Source organism: Urbifossiella limnaea (genome assembly GCF_007747215.1).
Taxonomy (GTDB): domain Bacteria; phylum Planctomycetota; class Planctomycetia; order Gemmatales; family Gemmataceae; genus Urbifossiella; species Urbifossiella limnaea.
The window spans coordinates 7,060,620-7,077,837 of record NZ_CP036273.1 but is presented as its reverse complement, the minus strand read 5'-3'; the positions used below and the strand labels follow the sequence as shown (position 1 = coordinate 7,077,837).

Genomic DNA, 17,218 nt, shown 5'->3' with positions numbered 1-17,218 from the left:
GCCGGCCGGGATCAGTGGCAGCACGATCCGGCCGCGGTACTCGGCTTCGAGGAGGGCGGGACGTCGTTCGCCGGGTTCCGGGCGAAGAACCCGTTCGGCTTGAGCACGAAGCCGATGTAGGCCGTCGGCATCACCGGGTAGTCCTCGGGCCGCGGGATGTGAGTGTGCCCGAAGGTGTACCACAGCACGACGTCGGTGTTCTCGATCGGCCGGTCCCGCTCGGTCCAGCGCGCCAGGCCGTCGCCGCCGGCGCTCTGGTTGGGGTAGTCGCCGGCCCCGTACTTCTCGTCCTCGTGGTACGGTGTCACCCAGACGTGGTGGTTCACGAAGCCCGCCCGCTTCCGCCACCACGCGTTCGGCGAGGCGAACGGGAACGAATTGTCGCCGGGTAAGAGCTTGTAGCCGACCGGCTCGCCCACGGCGTTGGTCACGGTCGGGTTGACCACCTTCCACGTCCGGGCCGTCTCCAGGTTCAGGTGCCCGCGCGCCTGCTTCTCGGACGTGAGCGGCGTCACCCGCGTGTGGAAGGCGTTCTCGAACGGGTTCTCGTCGTCGATCGCGTCGGCCACCACGTCGTGTTGCTGGACCGTGTTGGCCGTGCCGTCGAGGTCGAAGTCGAGGCGCATGTTGAAGAAGTGCTGGTGGTTCGGGGCGTACAGCTGCGGGGCGACCAGGTTGCCGTACTTCGGCTTCTCGCCCGGGGGAAACGCCCCGAGCGAGAGGATGCCCGTCAGCTTGATTTCGAACTGGATGCTGCCGTCCTGGTAGAGGTACCAGAAGAAGCCGTACTCGTAGTTCTCGACGGTGGACACCGACGAGACCACCAGCCGGCGCGACCGCCGGACCTCGGGCGCGTCCGGGAGGCGGCGGTCGGTGTGCTTCCAGAGGATGCCGTAGTCCTCCTCGTGCATGCAGACCGCGTTCTTGATGGTGAGCGGCTTCCCCCGGCTGTCGCAGAGGTGCGCGTCGAAGTAGCGGATCAGGCCGAGGCAGTCGCAGCCCAGCTCCAGGCTGTTGGCGCAGGCGCCCATGCCGTACTCGCCCACGTCGAAGGCGTTCTTCCGCCGCTGCGTCGGGCCCGGGTCCCCGTACGGGACGACCATCTCGGTGAGCGACGCGCGGTACAGGACGGAGCGCTCCCGGCCGTCGTCGTCGTAGCGGAGGTGGTGGAGCGTCAGCCCCTCGCGGGCGTTGAACCCGATCACGAACCGCCACTTCTGCCAGCGGACGCTGTGGCCCTCGACCTCGAAGCTCGGCCCCTCCGGCTGGGTGATCTCCAGCTTCTTGATGTCCGTGCGGAGGCGGCCCACGCGGTCGGCGGCGTAGTTGCCACTCCCCGGGGGGAGCGGCCAGTGGCCGTGCTCCTCGACGCGGAGGACCGTCATGGTGTTCAGATCGACGACCGGCCGGAGCCCCTCGATCGGCCGGACGTAGCCGTTGTCGGTGGGGTCCTCACGGAGGAAGCAGAGGGGGCGGGCCAGCCGGCGGGTGCGGTCCTCCTCGCTGCCGTAGTTGCCCGCACTCCAGATGTCGACCATGACCAGCCGGGTGTCCTCGACGCCGTAGTGCGCCTTGAGCGCGGCCTTGAACTCCGCGCTGGCCAGCACCGCGTGTTCGCACTCGATCTGCTCGTCGATGGTCATGGTCGGCTGGACGCCGGGCACGTGCCGGACCGCGAGCACCTGGCTCCGTGTGAGGCAGACGGTGGCCTCGTGACAGGCGTTGGTGGCGTTGTCGAACAGCACGGCGAAGGCCTCGCGCCGGACCGCCTCGCGGCCGGTGAAGCCGTGGACCAGTTCCTTCGACGGCTCCTTCAGGCTGACCGACACGACCCGCGTCGTCGGGGTGACTTTGCCGTCGGTCCGGAGCAATCGCACGGTTTGCTGCACCTCCGCGGCGCTGAGCGGTTCCAGGGGATGGCGGGCGTGGTCGGTCACGGGTCGGTTCCTGGTGGTGACGAGGCGTTCCCTGGCGAGTCATCTTCGCACCCCTTCCCCCACTCGTGCCACTGGTTTTCCCGCCGCTCCTCGGCCCTCGATCACCGTGCGGGGTACTCGCCTGCGGGTTCAGGGGGTGTGCTGACGCGTCGGGCGAGCCGGGCGTTGAGGGAGAGGTGGTTGAAGTCCACCTGCCACTCCCGCCAGATGACCTTACCGACGCGCGTGGCGGTCCGGCGGTACCCGACGATCTCCGGGGAGAGCACGCTGACCGGCCTCACCGTCGAACGGGTCGCGCCGCTTACCTGAGCGAACGAGCGGGTACTGATGACCGCGCCGCAGATGCTCGGGTTCTCGACCCGGGTGGCGTGGGTGCTGAAGCACAGCCTGGCCCCGCGCCCGCGGTCAGCTTGTCCGGCGCGGTGATCTGAACTCACCCTCTGGCAAGGCATTTCATCACAGCGCCGGCGACACCGACGATGTGATCGGGTATGACAGTGGTGCCGGGCGAATCGGACAGTTTTTCCCCAATCGACGGTCCGCGACCGGAGCCGCGGCGTGCCCCGCCGGAACCTGCGAGTGCGACTCAACCTCAGCCGCCTGGACGCCAGCGACGCCAACCTCGCCCGCGCGGGCGGAAATCGAACCGCGCAGACGCGGCTGGTCCGCATCGACCAGCCCGCCTGGTCGAACCCGACGCCGCGGCCGGGGCGTCGCCCGCGACCAGACCCATAGACCCCGTTGACCTGCTGCAAGGGAGGATCCGCATGCTCTCTCGATGCCTGATTGCCGCCGCGCTGTTCGCGGCGAGTGGCGCGGCCGGCTGGTTCACCGCCGCCGGCCGGCTCGGGACGGCGCTCGCCCAGGAGCCGCCCCCGACCGGCGGTACCCCGAAGGTGCTCCCGCGGCCCGATTTCCAGTTCAAGGGGAAGGTCGGCAAGACCTACAAGGACTCCGACCCGCCGCAGTTCCCGCAGCCGGTGAAGGCGCCGAAGGGGGCGCCGAACGTCGTGCTCATCCTCCTCGACGACACCGGCTTCGGGCAGTACTCAACGTTCGGCGGCGGCGTCCCGTCGCCGACCCTCGACCGGCTCGCCGCCGAGGGGCTGCGGTACACCCGGTTCCACACGACCGCGCTGTGCAGCCCGACGCGGGCGGCGCTCATCACCGGCCGCAACCACCACTCGGCGACGTTCGGGTGCATCACCGAGGCCGCGACCGGGTACGACGGCTACACCTGCGTGCTGCCGCGCAGCTGCGGGTCGATCGGCGAGGTGCTCCGGCAGAACGGGTACATGACCGCGTGGCTCGGCAAGAACCACAACACGCCGACCTGGGAGACGAGCGCGATCGGGCCGTTCGACCGCTGGGCCAACGGCCTCGGGTTCGACTACTTCTACGGGTTTAACGCCGGCGACATGAACCAGTGGAACCCGACCCTGTTCGAGAACCGTAACCTCGTGCCGGCGAGCACCGACCCGAACTACCACCTGACCGAGGACCTCGCTGACAAGGCCATCCAGTGGGTGCGGCGGTCCACGAGCATCTCGCCGGACAAGCCGTTCTTCCTGTACGTCGCGCCGGGGGCGAACCACGCCCCGCACCACGCCCCGAAGGAGTGGATCGACAAGTTCCGCGGGCAGTTCGACCAGGGCTGGGACGCCTACCGCGAGGCGACCCTCGCGCGGCAGATCAAGCTCGGCGTCGTCCCGCCGGGCACGCAGCTCACCGCCCGCAGCGAGGGGTTGCCGGCGTGGGACACGCTGGCCCCCGACCAGAAGCGCGTCTACGCCCGCATGATGGAGGTGTTCGCCGGGTTCGCGGCCCACGTCGATCACCACATGGGCCGCGTCATCGACGAGGTGAAGAAGATGCCCGGCGGCGACAACACCATCTTCCTCTACGTCGTCGGCGACAACGGCGCCAGCGCCGAGGGCGGGCTCGAGGGGAGCCTGAACGAGAACTTGTTCTTCAACGGCTTCCCGGAGCGGTGGCAGGCCGCCCTCCCCCACCTCGACGAACTCGGCGGGCCGCGGTGGTTCAACCACTTCCCGGCCGCGTGGGCGCACGCCATGTCGACCCCGTTCCAGTGGACCAAGCAGGTGGCCAGCCACCTCGGCGGCACCCGCAACCCGATGATCGTGTCGTGGCCGGGCCGCATCCGCGACCGCGGCGGCCTCCGCACCCAGTTCCTGCACGTCATCGACATCGTGCCGACGCTGTACGAGGCGATCGGCATCACCCCGCCGACGATGCTGAACGGCATCGCCCAGCAGCCGATCGAGGGGGCGAGCTTCCTCGGCACGTTCGCCGACAAGAACGCCCCGGCGACGCGGCGGACGCAGTACTTCGAGATGTTCGTGAACCGCGGCATCTACCACGACGGGTGGATGGCGTCGAGCCGCAGCTTCGTGCCGTGGAGCCCGATCCGCGGCGCCTTCGACCCGTTCACGGCCAAGTGGGAGCTGTACAACCTGGAGCAGGACTTCTCGCAGGCGACCGACCTGGCGGCGAAGCACCCGGAGAAAGTGCGGGAGCTCGAAGGCCGGTTCTGGCAAGAGGCGGAGCGGTACAAGGTTCTGCCACTCGACTGGCGCGGCGTGGAGCGGCTCAACGGCGAGTTGCAGGGCCGCCCGAACCTCGCCGGGAAGCGCGACAAGTACGTGTACTACCCCGGCCAGATCGCCCTGCCTGACGGCGCGTGCCCGCCGGTGCTGAACAAGTCGTTCTCCGTGACCGCGGACATCGAGGTCCCCGAGAAGGGGGCCGAGGGAATGGTGCTGACGCAGGGCGGGCTGACCGGCGGGTACGGCCTGTACCTGCGCGAGGGGAAGGCCCACTTCGTGTACAACATGCTCGCCACCGAGCGGTTCACGATCACGTCCGAGGAACTGCCGCGGGGGAACGTGGCGCTGGCGATGAACCTCACCTACGAGGGGAAGGCCGGCGAGCGCGGGAAGGGCGCGACGGTGACGCTGACGGCCAACGGCAAGAAGGTCGGCGAGGGACAGCTGCCGCGGACGATCCCGCTCTCGCTGTCGCTCGGCGAGGGGATCGACGTGGGGATGGACACGGGCTCGGCCGTGGACTTCACTTACCGCCTGCCGTTCCGCTACACCGGCCGGATCGAGCGGGTGACGATCGAGCCGAAGCCGTAGCCGCCCCGGCGCCCGCGTGCGGGGCGACCCGCACGCGGACCCCCACGGGCGTCAGAACAGGAGCTGGAAGCGGAAGCCCGGGATGATCGCAGTGTCGAGCCCGACGGTGCTCGGGCGGGCGACCTGGAGGTCGGTCGTGAACCGCGCCCACGGCGTCACCGCGAGGTTGTAGAAGACCTCGACCCCGTACTCGTCGCGCTGCGGCAGGAGCGGGCCGGCCAGCGCCTTGAAGTTGTCGCTCAGCCCGAGGTAGAAGTACCCCACGCCGAACGTGTCGTAGGTCCGCCCGGGGATCATGCTCCGCCCGCCCACGCCGCCGTTAGCCACGAACCGCACCGGGTTCGGGTTCCCGTCGGCGACGCCGAACTGCCCGAACACGCCCCAGTGCCGCTTCTCGTCCGCCGCGTCCACCCACACCGACTGGAAGAAGTTCGCGTACACCGACCACGACCCAGTTTCCTTCGGCGACGCGGCCTCGTCGCGGACGAGGGCGGGCGGGATGCGGAGGTACGCGGCCGGGTCGAAGGAGCGGTATTGTGAGTTGCTGTAGGTGCCGCCGAAGTTGTACCGCCCCGGCCGGCCGAGCGGCTTCACGTCAAGCGTCAGGTCGGTGACGACGGTGACGCCGCGGACGAACAGGTCTTCGAGCCCCTTCGTGGACCGCTCCTCCGGGTCGAACACGGTGACGGCGAACAGCGGCTCGCCGTCCTTGAGGACCGCACCGCCGACGCCTGCCGCCGAGTACGGCACGGTCCGGCCGACGATCGGGTTGAACACCAGCGAGGTGTTCATGAACCCTTCCAGCCCGGGGCGGTTCGTGCCGAGCCCGGGGGCGTACCGGAAGCCGTACTCGTCGAGCGTGTTGATCTTCCCGGCGAACACGACCACCTCCTCGCTCAGCGCCTGGGTGAGCTTGAGCCCGGTGATCGAGCTGATCGAGCCCTCGGGCTCGGGGAAGCTGAGCGGGATGTTGGACGGGGTGAGGAGCCCGTCGAGGGCGTTCACCGACCGGCCGTACCGGGTCTCGGCGTGGAGGTTCAGGAACCCGCCCTGCCACCACCCGAGCTTGCCGGTGTCGAGGTTGAACAGGTAGTCGAGCTTCCCGCCGAATTCGAACTGCTGCTCGCGCCCGCCGCTCGCGACCCCCTGGTAGAACTGCGTGGCGAAGAGGTCGAACGTCAGCCCGCTGTCGGCGAGCGCCGAGCGGTGCCCCCACCAATCGCCGGTGGCGCGCAGCCGGGTGAGGAGGTCACCGCTGTAGGGGTTTGGCGGCACGGGGTCGGCGGTCGAAACCGCCTCGGCGACGGGTGCCGCGACCGCCGCCGGTTCCTGCCCGCATGCGACCGAACCGCCCGCCAGAAACAGCGCGGCTGAGAGGAGCGTTTCGAACGGTCTGGGTGGCATGGCCTTCCCCCGGATGCTGTCCGCCTGAGGCGCTCGGGGACACGCGGGCCGTATGACCTGATCGGATGGCGTGGGTCGGGGGCTGACCCGATCGCGGATGCGTCGCGGTGGGATTCCGAAAGTTGGGTAAGGGCTGTGGGATACACCGGTATTGCGGCGCGCACCCCTATCGACGGCCGCCGTCGAGCTGCCGGTCGCCGGGCGGCCGGATGACGAGTCGGAAGTGTTGTGCCTCCTCGACGCCGGCCGTGGCCTCGACGCCGCCGACCGACACGGCCAGCGCCCCACGCACGCGGAACGACTCCTCGGCGGCCGCCACCCGGCCGCGCGCCGCGTCGTACCGGATCGAGCCGCCGGCGGCGTCCACCCGGAAGTCACCGCGGAGGACGCGAAACGGCAGCCCGCCGGCGGCGGTCGGCGGCCGGTACGTCAACTCGTGGGCGTACTCGACGCGCTCCGCGCCGTCGCGCGGCCCGACGGCGGTGTAGCGGGTCCGCCCGGCCCAACTGCCGAGCGGCCCCCAACTGTGGGCGAACGGGCGGGCCCACGTCGCGCCGGCGGCGAGCGGCCGGCCCGGCTGGAAGAACGTGAGGCCCGCCAATTCCTTCCACCCGTCGGCGTCGAGAAGCGACCACACGCGGAAGGTCTGGTCGCCGCGCGGGTCGTTGGCCTCCGCCACCCGCAGCGGGTCCGCCAGCCCCTTCAAGCCGGTCACCTCGCCGGTCGGGCCGACGGTCAAATCGAACGTCGTCCCGCGCGCCGCCCGCAGGGCGGCTTCCAACTCGCCGCGGACGGCCGGGTCGGCGGTGACGAGTCGCGCCGCCTCCACCCGCTGCCGGACGGCGAGAGTCCCGTCGGGCCCGACGGCCGTGACGGTGAGGCGCGAGGTAAAGGTGTACTCGGCGGCGCGCGGGGCGCCGGACCCGAGGACGTGCAGCACCGACCGCCGCGACAGGGTCACCTCCTGGTCGAACGCCTCGCCGACCCGGTAGCGCCCCACGACCGCAGGAGCCAGGACGCCGGTAGGCGCTTGCACCGGCGGTGCTGCCGGCGGTGGGGCGGCGGCGGGTGTCGGGGGCCGGTCAACCGGCCGCGGGGGAGGAGTGACCGATTCGGGCGCACGGGCCGACGGGCGGGCGGGCGGCGTCACAGCGACGGGTTCGAATGCGGCGACGGGTTCGGTCGGGCGCGGGCGGACGAAGAGGGCGGTGGCGGCGCCGCCGGCGGCCGAGAGGGCGCACAGCCCGGCCAGCACCAGCACGGGACCGGCCGAGCGGCGGGCGTGGGTGCGGCCGCACTCCCGGCAAACGAACGTGCCCACCGCGGACGGGAGTCGTTCCCCGCACCGACAGCGTCGCGCTCCTGACATCAGACTCCCCCGTCAGCCCGGCGGGCGTCCGTTCAGTCTACCCGAGAGTTCGACCGCTGCGTACCGGACGGTTGGCGGGGGGCGGCGGACCGGGGTGATCAACCGTTAGGCCGGGGCGCGAGCCCCGTCGGGTTTTGGGAACCCGACGGGGCTCGCGCCCCGGCCTAACGAGTTTGACGAAAGCCGAAGTCGCACTCTGCCGGGGCTACGCCCGCACCACCTTGTCACGCCCGTCGCGCACGTTCCGCGTGGCGTTGCGGGTGTCGATCACCAGCCGGCTGTGCCGCACGATCTGATCGTAGTCGTAGGCCGTGTGGTCGGTGGCGATCAGCACCGCGTCCTGCGCCGCCAGGTATTCCGGCGTGATCGCCTGACTCGCCATCGCCGGCAGCTGCGGCCAGTGCCGCATCCGCGGCAGCTCCGGAACGTGCGGGTCGTTGTACGTCACCTTCGCGCCCTTGCCGATGAGCTTGTCCAGCAGCTCGAACGACGGGCTCTCGCGCGGGTCGTCCACGTCCTTCTTGTACGCCACGCCGAGCATCGCCACCTTGCTCCCCTTCACCGCCTTGCCGGCGTCGTTGAGCGCGTCGGCGAGCTTCGTCACGACGAACGCCGGCATCCCGGTGTTCACCTCGCCGGCCAGCTCGATGAACCGCGTGTTGCAGCCGTACTTGCGGGCCACCCACGTCAGGTAGAACGGGTCCACCGGGATGCAGTGCCCGCCGAGGCCCGGCCCGGGGTAGAACGCCTGGAAGCCGAACGGCTTCGTCTTCGCGGCGTCGATCACCTCCCACACGTCGATGCCCATGCGGTCGTAGAGCACCTTCAGCTCGTTCACCAGCGCGATGTTCACGGCGCGGTACGTGTTCTCCAGGATCTTGCACGCCTCGGCTGTCTCCGGGCTGTTGACGCGGACCACCTGCGGCACCACCGCCGAGTAGAGCGCGCACGCGGCGTCGCCGCTGCCGGCGTCGAGCCCCCCGACCACCTTGGGGATGTTGTTGACCGAGAACGTCGCGTTCCCCGGGTCCTCGCGCTCCGGGCTGAACGCCAGCAGGAAGTCCTTGCCGGGTTCGAGGCCGGTGCGCTCCAGGATCGGCAGCACGACGCCGCGGGTGGTGGTCGGGTAGGTGGTGCTCTCAAGGACGACGAGCTGCCCCGGCCGCAGCTGCGCGGCGACGGCGTGGGCCGACTCCTCGACGTAGCGCAAGTCGGGCTCGCGCGCGTCCGTGAGCGGCGTGGGGACGCAGATGAGCACCGCGTCCGCTTCGCCCAGCCGGTCGAACCGGTCGGTGGCCTCGAAGCCCTTCTCGCGCATGCCGGCGATGGTGGCGTCGGGGAACTGTTTGATGTACGACTTGCCGGCGTTCAGCTTGGCGACCTTGTGCGGGTCGATGTCGAAGCCGAGGACGCGGAACCCGGTGCGCGCGAAGGCCCGGGCCAGCGGCAGGCCGACGTACCCGAGGCCGATGATGCCGACCCGGGCGGTGCGGTGCCGAATCTTGTCGATGAGCGTGGTGGCGGCGTCGGTCATGCCGGTTCCCGTCCGTGGGTGAGGCGACGGGGGCCATGGTGGCACGAAGGGCGGCGGCGTGTCAACCGCGACCTGCGGCGGGCTAGAATGCCGGCATGGCGACCTGGAACCCCGAGTTGTACTTGAGGTTCGGCGGCGAGCGAACCCGCGCCGCGGCGGACCTGTTGGCCCGCGTCGGGCTGTCGGAGCCGGCCCGGGTGGTCGACCTCGGCTGCGGCGCCGGCAACAGCACGGCCCTGCTCCGCGCCCGCTGGCCGGCGGCGGACGTGACCGGCCTCGACAACGACCCCGCGATGCTCGCCGCCGCCCGCGCCACCGACAGCGGCGTGACCTGGGTGGACGCCGACGCGGCCGCGTGGACCGCGGACAGGTCGTACGACGTGGTCTTCTCGAACGCCGCGCTCCAGTGGCTCCCCGACCACGCGGCCGTGCTGCGGCGCTGGTTCGCGGCCGTCGCCCCCGGCGGGACGCTCGCGGTGCAGCTGCCGGTGGCGCACCTCCGCTCGCCGCTCCACCTGCTCGTTCACGACGTGGCGGCGCTGCCCGAGTGGGCCGCACACACCCTGGGGTACGACTCGGCGGTCTGTCACGAGCCCGGCTTCTACTACGACGCGCTGTGCGAGTCGGCGGCGCGGCTCGACGTGTGGGAGACGGAGTACGCGCACGTGCTGGCCGACGCCCACGCGATCGTGACGTGGCTCCGCGCCACCCGGCTGCGGCCGATCCTCGCGGCGCTCCCCGACGACGCGACGCGGGGCCACTTCGAGAGGGTGCTCACGGACCGGCTCGCCGTCGCGTACCCGCCGCAGGTCGACGGGCGCGTGCTGCTCCCGTTCCCGCGGCTGTTCGTCGTCGCGCACCGCGCCGGGTGACAGCCCACTGTCACCATCCCATGCTCGCCGGCCACGCCGCCAGCAGGGCCGCCGCCTTCCGCCACCGCGGCAGTCGCGCCCGGCCGGCGAACACGTCGAACCCGCGCCGCTCGATCTCGTCCAGCAGGCCGCGGTACGTGGCGCACATCAGCCCGTAGATCGCCCGGCCGTCCGGCGTGAGGTAGCGGTTCAACCCTTCCGCCGCGGCGTAGTACGCCCGCGCCCGCGCCGCCTGGAAGCGCATCATCGCCACGAACGCCGGCGCCCGCGACGACCACGCCCGCGGGTCGACGCCGAACGCCGCCAGCTCGTCGGCCGGGAGGTAGACGCGGCCGCGGGCGGCGTCCTCGCCCACGTCGCGGAGGATGTTCGTGAGCTGGAACGCGATCCCCGCGGCCTCGGCCGGCGTGTCGGCCTCCGCCCACGTCGCGCCGGGCCGCAGGCCCCACACGCGGACGCACGCCAGCCCCACCGCCGACGCCACCCGGTAGCAGTACGGGTACAGCTCCGCGAACGTGCCGACGCGCACCGGCTCCACGTCGGCCGCGACGCCGTCGAGCACGTCGTACAGGAACCGCGGCGGGATCGCGTAGCGCTCGACGGCGTGGTGCAGCGCCGGGTGGACGGGGTGCGAGTACCGGCCGGCGAGCGCGGCGGTGAGTGCCGCGCGCCAGGCGGCGAGCGCCGCGGCGTCGGCGCCGGGGCCGTCGGCCAGGTCGTCGGACACGCGCATGAAGGCGTACAGGGCGTCCATCGCGCGCCGCTTCGGCGGGGGCAGCAGGCGGAAGGCGAGGGGGAAGGAGCTCTTCGCGGCGCGGGTGAGGGCGCGGCAGTGCGCGTAGGACGCGGAATGACCAAGGACCAATGACCCACCAACGACCAAGGAAGACCGCCCGGTTCCGTCCTTGGTCATTGGTGGGTCATTGGTTATTGGTCATTCCCCGCTCAGGGGGCGAACGTGACGCGCACCTGCTGCCCGACCCGCAGCGGCGGCTTGCCCGGCGGGGCGGCGTCGAGAACCTCCACCACCACCTCCAGCGAGCGCGTCTCGTTCGTCACGATGGCGCCCTCGTTGGCGCGGCGCGGCAGGAAGCTGCCGCCGAGGCCGCGGACCTTCCCCTGCCACGTCACCTTCGGGTCGGTGAAGTCCTGGATCGTGACCTGCCGGCCGATCTGGTTCGGGCCGATCTTCGACGCGAACTCGGCCTCCACCCGCGCCCGCACCACCCGCGGCCCGGATGGAATGAGCACCAGCGCCGGCACCACCGAGCTGATTCCCATCACGTCCCCGGGGCTGACCGACACGCGCTCCACGGTGCCGTCGCGGCGGGCGGTCACGGTGCACATGTCGACCGCCGACTTGGCCTCCTCGACGTTCGACTCGGCCTGCTTCACCACCGCCTCGGCCACCGCCACCACCTTCGCCAACTTCTTGTCCTGGGCGGACTTCACCGCACCGAGTTTGGCCTTCGCTAGTTCACTCGCGATCTCGGTCTTGGCGTGGTCGGTGTACAGCTTGAACAGGTCGGCGTCGTTCTTCAGCAGCTCGGGCCACCTCGCGGCCTCGATGCCCTGCCGGCTGTAGGAGTCCTTCTTGTTCCACTCCGCGACCTGCCGCGCCTGGAACGCGAGTTCGACGCTCCGCTGCGCGGCCTTCACGTCCTGCTCGGCGAGGACGACGTACGTGGCGTGGAGGTCGGCCTCGCCCTGAGCCTCGGCCAACTTGGCCCGGGCGGTGCCCACCGCCGCCTCCGCCTCGGCCAGCTTCCGCTCCAGCGGGCGGGAGTCGAACTTGTACAGCTTTTCGCCCACCTTGACGGTGTCGCCCTGCTTCACGAACACCTCGGCCACCTGCCCGGACTGCAACACCGGCGGCAGCCCGTACCGGGCCGGCGGCGGGTCGCTGTCGGCGTCGCCGATGACGACGGTGCCGATGGTGTCCTTCGCGGCCGGGGGCGCCGGCGACTTGACGGACGAGTCGGTGCCCCCGCCGCCGCCCGGCCCGAGCAGCCGGGCGCCCAACAGGCTGCCGACGACGACCACCACCGCCGCCGTCAGCAGCAGCGGGCGCATCATGCGAAGCCGGGTCATGGCACGGTCCTCCCCAGTGGGCGGCGGGCGGCGGGCGTCAGTGCCCGGGCGGGGTCAACGGCCGTTCTTCGAGGTGGCCGTCTTCCAAATGGTAATATACGTCCACGTACGGCAGCAATCGATGGTCGTGGCTCACGACCAGGATGCTGGCCCCGCGCTCGTGGGCGCCGTCGCGCAAGAGCTCCATCACCTTCTGGCCGTTCTCCCAGTCCAGGGCGCTGGTCGGCTCGTCGGCGAAGACGAAGCTCGGGTTCTTCACCAGCGCCCGGCCGATCGCCACCCGCTGCTTCTCGCCGCCGGACAGCTGCGCCGGCTTCTTGTGCCGGTTCGGCGTCAGGCCGAGGCGGTCGAGCATGTCGTCGGCCTGCCGCCGGGCCTCGCCGCCGTGGGCGTAGCCGCCCCAGTTCAGGACGATCTCCAGCTGCTGCCGGGCGTTGAGCGCCGGGAACAGGTTGAACCCCTGGAACACGAACCCGGTGGTGCGGAGACGGTACTCCTCGCGCTGCTTTTGCGTCATCGCCCACACGTCGCGCAGCTCGCCGCCGTCGTCCGCGAGCACCTGGCCCTCGTCCGGTTCGAGCAGGCCGGAGAGCACGGCGAGGAGCGTGGACTTGCCGCTGCCGCTCGGCCCCATCAGCAGCGCGATCTGGCCGGGGAACAGGTCGAGCGACACGTGCTGCAGCGCGGCCCGGCGCTTGGCCCCGTCGCCGTAGGTGCGGGTGAGGCGGACGCCCTTCAGGGTCGGCGTGGTGGCGATGGCGGGCATCGTTCCCGGAGGACAGAGTACGGTAGAACAAAATCGCTACCGGAGCAGCGACATCGGCTCGATCTTGCGCACCCCGCGCAGCGCCAGGATGCCCGCGACGGCGCACATGAGCGTCGTCACGGCCGCGGTGCCGGCCAGCACCTCCCAGCGCAGGTCCACGTCGGCCCCGCCCATGCGGGCCACCCCGCGCAGCGCCACGCAGATCGGGTAGGCGAGCCCCATGCCGATCACCGCCACCCAGAACGACTGTTGCAGCACCATCAGCTGGATCCGCCAGCGCGGGATGCCGAGGGCCAGCAGGATGGCGAACTCGCGGGCGCTCGCCTCGGTGGCCGTCTTCAGCGTCTGGTAGGTGATGACGGCGCCGACCACGAGGCCGAGCAGCGCCGCGTACCCGATCGCCACGCCGGCCTTCGTGCGGAGCAGCCAGTACTCGCGGCTGGAGTACGAGAAGTCCTGGGCGACGTAGGCGGTCATGTCCTCGGAGTGTGCCGCCCGCAGCTCGGCGACCACCTCGCGGGCGCGCTCGGGCGTGTCGGCGCGGGCCAGCAGGTACGTCGTGTGGTCCGGCGGCAGGAGCGGCCCCATCAGCTGGCGGGCGGTGTGCGTGCTGCAGAACACCCACGGCGCCGCCAGGCTCCGCAGCCCCGTCACCACGCCCACCACCCGGACTTCCTTGCCGTTGATCTTCGGCTTCCCCTCGGGGCTGTCGAGCTTCAGCCGGGCCACGTCGGACTGGTCCACGACGATGGTGAACGGCTCGGACAGGGCGGCCCGCAGCTCCGGCGTCAGCACGTCGGCGGGGGCCAGCGCGTCGTCGTCGAGGCGGGTGCCGAGCAGGAAGCAGAGTTCGGTGCCGCCGACGGGCTTGGTGAAGTTGCCGAAGTTGGCGATGTACAGCTCCGGGGCCGACACCCCCTCGCGGCCGGCGAGGCGCGACAGGAACGCGACCGGGATCGGCTTGCCGAGGTCCACACTCGGGGCGCCGGTCGAGCCGACCCAGATGACCCGGTCGCGCAGCTCCGGCGTGGCGTGGTCGATGGGGATGGACGTGATCTTGAACAGCCCGAGGAGCAGCCCGCACTGCAGCGCGATGAGCATCGCCGAGAACGTGACGGCGAACACGCCGGACACGTACCGTTGCCGCTCGTGCCAGAGGGTGAGGAGGGCGTAGGACATAGCGGGCAGAGGCCAGAGGTCAGAGGTCAGCCCGCGGCCGCGAGGCCCGGGCTCCCGGGGTTCGCCACACGGGTCGGCAAGTCACACAGCCCGCCCCCGAGGTACAGGTGGTGCCACACCTGCGTCGCGGTGACGGCGGTCAGGCCCATCTCTAACCCGGTGCGGGCGATGCCGCGGCGCATCGTCGGCAGCTTCGCCCGCGCCGCGGCGACGGCAGCCAGGTCGAAGTAGCCGGCCTTCTTCAAACTGTCGGCCGACAGCACCTGCTCGATCCAGCCGCCGGCGCCGTCCACGGCGCTCCAGCTGTCCATCGGGGCGCGGAACATCATCTTCCGCCGCCACGCCACGTCCGCCGGGAGCCACCGCTCCGCGACCTTCCGCTCCACGAACTTGTCCTTCATCACGCCGCGCAGCTTCCAGCGCGGGTGGAGCTTACTCATGTACCCGATCACGTCCTCGTCGAGGAAGGCGTATCGGGTTTCGACCGACGAGTGCATCGCCACCCGGTCGCCCTTCGACGACAGCAGGTGCCCCGGCAGCATGATGCGGCTGCCGAGGTACATCTGGCGGTTGAACGGGTGCCACCGCGTCAGGTCGGGGTGGAGGTTGATCTCGTCCCACGGCGAGGTGGTCAGCGCCTTCTCGCGCAGCTCCGGCGTGAAGAAGCGGAGCTTGTTCAGGCTCATCATCCCGTACAGGTCGAGCCAGCCGTTCGGGCCGCCGATCTTCGCCAGCGTCTTCTTGTAGTTCGAGAACGGGAAGTTCGGCTGGCCGGTGGCCTTGAGGAACAGCGTCCGCAGCGCCCCGCCGACGGGGAACACCGGCGTGCGGTCGAGGAAGCCGATCAGCTTGTTGACCTTGAACCACGAGTAGCCGCCGAGCCACTCGTCGGCCCCCTCGCCGGTGAGGGCCACCTTGTAGCCCTGCTCGTGAACCGAGCGCGCCAGTTGCAGCAGCGCCAGGCACGACGTATCGACCACGGGGATTTCCGCGGCGCCGATCAGCTCGGGGTAGCGCGCCCGCAGGTCGGCGTGGCCGGACTTCACGACGAACGGCGTGCAGCCGAGGTGGCGGGCGACGTGCAGCGCCTCGTTCTCCTCGTTCAGCCCCTCGCCCTGGATCGAGATGGTGAACGTGGGGATGGGCCGGCCGAGCACCTTGTTCGCCATCGCCACCACGAGCGACGAGTCCACGCCGCCGCTGAGGTACGACACGACCGGCACGTCGGCCCGCAGCCGGCGGTTGACCGCCGCCAGCAGCACCTCCTCGAAGCCGTCCACCGTCTTCTTCTCGTCGGCGCCGTACTCCTCCTGGCCGTGGTCGGGGTAGCTGACGCGCCAGTAGTGCGTCTGCTTCTCGGCCTCGGCGGGGGTGCAGTTGCCGAGCTTCAGGTGGAGGTAGTGCCCCGGTTGCAGGATCGTGACGCCGTCGAAGACGGTGACGGGGCCGGGGAGCGCGAAGAAGGTGAAGACGTGGTTGAGCCCGCGCCAGTCGGCCTTCGGCTGCACGAGCCCGGACGCGAACAGCGCCTTCGCTTCCGATGCGAACAGGAGCCAGTCGGTGCCGTCGTGCCGGCGCACGGCGGTGAACAGCGGGCAGATGCCCGAGCGGTCGCGGCCGAGCACCACCTCGTTCGTCTTCTTGTCCCACACGCAGACCGCGAACTGGCCCTTGAGGTGCTCGAAGAGGCCGTGCCGGTGGTCTTCCCACAGGTGCGGGATGATCTCGGTGTCGGTGTGCGTGCGGAAGCGGTGGCCCTTCGCCTCCAGCGCCTGCCGCTTCTCGGGGTAGTCGAAGAACTCGCCGTTGAAGACGGTCCAGACGCTGCCGTCCTCGTTGCTGATCGGCTGGCGACCGTCGGCGAGGCCGATGATGGAGAGCCGGGTGTTGGCGAGTTCGAGGCCGGGTTCGCTGAGAAAGCCGTCCTCGTCGGGGCCGCGGTGGTACAGCGCCCGGGCCATGGCCGCGACGGCGCCGTGCGGGGCTGCCCGCTTGCCGCCCAGGTCGATCATCCCCGCGATTCCGCACATCAGGCGTCGTCTCGTAGTGGACAGTGTGCAGTGATCAGTGGACAGTTGGAACCGGCCGGCCAAGCTCCTTCGCCGTCTCGATCCACTCGGCGATTACGACTTCAGCCGCGGCGATGGCCTCCTGCCGGGTCGCGCCGTCGGCCATGCACCCGGCGAGTTCGGGCACCTCGGCGATGTACGCACCGTCCTGCTCGCTCCAGTCCGCCTCGATCCGGTAGCGCGGTACGTCGGTCATGCTCCGCCTCCACTTGTCGGAGGCTTCCAGCCCGGCGAAGGTATCCGGTCACTCATCGAGCGACTCTCCAAAACCTCTCGCCGCAGCCGTTGCATCACCGTCGGCGGGTTCACTTCTTCGGCCCAGGCGAAGAAATCCTCGTCGCTATTGTCACCGCCGATGTTGCACACACCGAGCACAACAGCTTCACGGCCCTCACCAGTCCCGAACACGCCCTCGGTGTCGAGATGTCGGAGTGCTGACTGGGCAAGTGATTCAAGCTGCCCGTCGAACGGCTTGATCCACTCCGCCGCGAACGCTTCGTCCAACAGCTTGCTAGTCGGCACGAAGGCGTCCGAGTTCAGACCCTGAAACCAACCGTCTTCGGGACCAGCCCATCGGAGCCACTTTTGGAGCGCCGCTGTCGCGTCTTTCAGCCCGGCCGCATATCCCTTCGCGGCGTACTTCTTCACCACCCGGGTAAGCCCTTCTTCCGTGGCCGCTGCCGCACAAGCGTAGCTACCCTCCGGGGGCAACTCGAACAGGAACGAGTACATTGTCTCATTCGGCCACGCCGCCCGGAACTCGGCCAGGAAGGTCTTTGCCCCTGATGCGAGAGAGTCCCGGATCGCGGCAAGTAGGTCTTCCTTCATCGCGGACCCCG

At 70.6% G+C, this 17,218-nt stretch carries 15 protein-coding genes; 3 read left to right on the top strand and 12 right to left on the bottom strand.

Going from position 1 to position 17,218, the window contains the following annotated elements:
- Positions 1 to 11 precede the first annotated feature (11 nt).
- The gene (locus ETAA1_RS28735; RefSeq protein ID WP_145244053.1) at positions 12 to 1,937 is read right to left on the bottom strand and encodes a primary-amine oxidase; all 1,926 of its coding nucleotides are present in this window, start codon (positions 1,935 to 1,937) and stop codon (positions 12 to 14) included.
- A 101-nt stretch (positions 1,938 to 2,038) separates the two neighbouring features.
- Positions 2,039 to 2,203 (bottom strand): hypothetical protein, encoded by a 165-nt coding sequence (locus ETAA1_RS32520; RefSeq protein WP_202920488.1) that lies wholly within the window; start codon positions 2,201 to 2,203, stop codon positions 2,039 to 2,041.
- A 292-nt stretch (positions 2,204 to 2,495) separates the two neighbouring features.
- Here ETAA1_RS32520 and ETAA1_RS32515 point away from each other — a divergent pair, with 292 nt between their 5' ends.
- The gene (locus tag ETAA1_RS32515; RefSeq protein ID WP_202920487.1) at positions 2,496 to 2,672 is read left to right on the top strand and encodes a hypothetical protein; all 177 of its coding nucleotides are present in this window, start codon (positions 2,496 to 2,498) and stop codon (positions 2,670 to 2,672) included.
- 32 nt (positions 2,673 to 2,704) lie between these two features.
- Positions 2,705 to 5,095 carry an arylsulfatase gene (locus tag ETAA1_RS28730; RefSeq protein ID WP_145244052.1) on the top strand — a complete coding sequence of 797 codons (2,391 nt, stop codon included), beginning with the start codon at positions 2,705 to 2,707 and terminating at the stop codon, positions 5,093 to 5,095.
- A 51-nt stretch (positions 5,096 to 5,146) separates the two neighbouring features.
- Here ETAA1_RS28730 and ETAA1_RS28725 read toward each other — a convergent pair whose 3' ends face one another.
- The 3 genes from ETAA1_RS28725 to ETAA1_RS28715 form a co-directional block, all read right to left on the bottom strand.
- A complete protein-coding gene (locus tag ETAA1_RS28725; protein WP_145244051.1) occupies positions 5,147 to 6,499 on the bottom strand; it encodes a carbohydrate porin in 1,353 nt (450 codons plus the stop codon).
- A 166-nt stretch (positions 6,500 to 6,665) separates the two neighbouring features.
- A complete protein-coding gene (locus ETAA1_RS28720; RefSeq protein ID WP_145244050.1) occupies positions 6,666 to 7,820 on the bottom strand; it encodes a hypothetical protein in 1,155 nt (384 codons plus the stop codon).
- A 253-nt stretch (positions 7,821 to 8,073) separates the two neighbouring features.
- Positions 8,074 to 9,402 carry a nucleotide sugar dehydrogenase gene (locus tag ETAA1_RS28715; protein WP_145244049.1) on the bottom strand — a complete coding sequence of 443 codons (1,329 nt, stop codon included), beginning with the start codon at positions 9,400 to 9,402 and terminating at the stop codon, positions 8,074 to 8,076.
- A 95-nt stretch (positions 9,403 to 9,497) separates the two neighbouring features.
- Here ETAA1_RS28715 and ETAA1_RS28710 point away from each other — a divergent pair, with 95 nt between their 5' ends.
- A complete protein-coding gene (locus ETAA1_RS28710; protein WP_145244048.1) occupies positions 9,498 to 10,274 on the top strand; it encodes a methyltransferase domain-containing protein in 777 nt (258 codons plus the stop codon).
- A gap of 10 nt (positions 10,275 to 10,284) precedes the next feature.
- Here ETAA1_RS28710 and ETAA1_RS28705 read toward each other — a convergent pair whose 3' ends face one another.
- The 7 genes from ETAA1_RS28705 to ETAA1_RS28675 are packed head-to-tail and all read right to left on the bottom strand — an operon-like array spanning position 10,285 to position 17,207.
- On the bottom strand, positions 10,285 to 11,187 hold the full coding sequence (locus tag ETAA1_RS28705; protein WP_145244047.1) for a phytoene/squalene synthase family protein: 903 nt from the start codon (positions 11,185 to 11,187) through the stop codon (positions 10,285 to 10,287).
- Positions 11,188 to 11,219: 32 nt separating this feature from the next.
- On the bottom strand, positions 11,220 to 12,365 hold the full coding sequence (locus ETAA1_RS28700; RefSeq protein ID WP_145244046.1) for an HlyD family secretion protein: 1,146 nt from the start codon (positions 12,363 to 12,365) through the stop codon (positions 11,220 to 11,222).
- Between the two features lie 37 nt (positions 12,366 to 12,402).
- Entirely contained in the window at positions 12,403 to 13,131 is a 729-nt protein-coding gene (locus tag ETAA1_RS28695; protein WP_145244045.1) for an ABC transporter ATP-binding protein, read from the bottom strand.
- 36 nt (positions 13,132 to 13,167) lie between these two features.
- Positions 13,168 to 14,310: an ABC transporter permease gene (locus tag ETAA1_RS28690; RefSeq protein WP_145244044.1), complete on the bottom strand. Its 1,143-nt coding sequence runs from the start codon at positions 14,308 to 14,310 to the stop codon at positions 13,168 to 13,170.
- Positions 14,311 to 14,336: 26 nt separating this feature from the next.
- Complete coding sequence (gene asnB, locus ETAA1_RS28685) at positions 14,337 to 16,340, bottom strand: asparagine synthase (glutamine-hydrolyzing) (RefSeq protein WP_145244043.1); 2,004 nt, start codon at positions 16,338 to 16,340, stop codon at positions 14,337 to 14,339.
- Positions 16,341 to 16,374: 34 nt separating this feature from the next.
- On the bottom strand, positions 16,375 to 16,575 hold the full coding sequence (locus tag ETAA1_RS28680) for a type II toxin-antitoxin system HicB family antitoxin (RefSeq protein WP_145244042.1): 201 nt from the start codon (positions 16,573 to 16,575) through the stop codon (positions 16,375 to 16,377).
- A complete protein-coding gene (locus ETAA1_RS28675) occupies positions 16,572 to 17,207 on the bottom strand; it encodes a DUF4303 domain-containing protein (protein WP_145244041.1) in 636 nt (211 codons plus the stop codon). Before ETAA1_RS28675 ends, ETAA1_RS28680 begins: the two co-directional genes overlap by 4 nt.
- Between the last annotated feature and the right edge of the window lie 11 nt (positions 17,208 to 17,218).

Coding starts and splice junctions, on each gene's coding strand:
- ETAA1_RS28730 (WP_145244052.1), top strand. CDS start 2,705: ATGCTCTCTCGATGCCTGATTGCCGCCGCGCTGTTCGCGGCGAGTGGC.
- ETAA1_RS28725 (WP_145244051.1), bottom strand. CDS start 6,499: ATGCCACCCAGACCGTTCGAAACGCTCCTCTCAGCCGCGCTGTTTCTG.
- ETAA1_RS28715 (WP_145244049.1), bottom strand. CDS start 9,402: ATGACCGACGCCGCCACCACGCTCATCGACAAGATTCGGCACCGCACC.
- ETAA1_RS28710 (WP_145244048.1), top strand. CDS start 9,498: ATGGCGACCTGGAACCCCGAGTTGTACTTGAGGTTCGGCGGCGAGCGA.
- ETAA1_RS28705 (WP_145244047.1), bottom strand. CDS start 11,187: ATGACCAAGGACGGAACCGGGCGGTCTTCCTTGGTCGTTGGTGGGTCA.
- ETAA1_RS28700 (WP_145244046.1), bottom strand. CDS start 12,365: ATGACCCGGCTTCGCATGATGCGCCCGCTGCTGCTGACGGCGGCGGTG.
- ETAA1_RS28695 (WP_145244045.1), bottom strand. CDS start 13,131: ATGCCCGCCATCGCCACCACGCCGACCCTGAAGGGCGTCCGCCTCACC.
- ETAA1_RS28690 (WP_145244044.1), bottom strand. CDS start 14,310: ATGTCCTACGCCCTCCTCACCCTCTGGCACGAGCGGCAACGGTACGTG.
- asnB (WP_145244043.1), bottom strand. CDS start 16,340: ATGTGCGGAATCGCGGGGATGATCGACCTGGGCGGCAAGCGGGCAGCC.
- ETAA1_RS28680 (WP_145244042.1), bottom strand. CDS start 16,575: ATGACCGACGTACCGCGCTACCGGATCGAGGCGGACTGGAGCGAGCAG.
- ETAA1_RS28675 (WP_145244041.1), bottom strand. CDS start 17,207: ATGAAGGAAGACCTACTTGCCGCGATCCGGGACTCTCTCGCATCAGGG.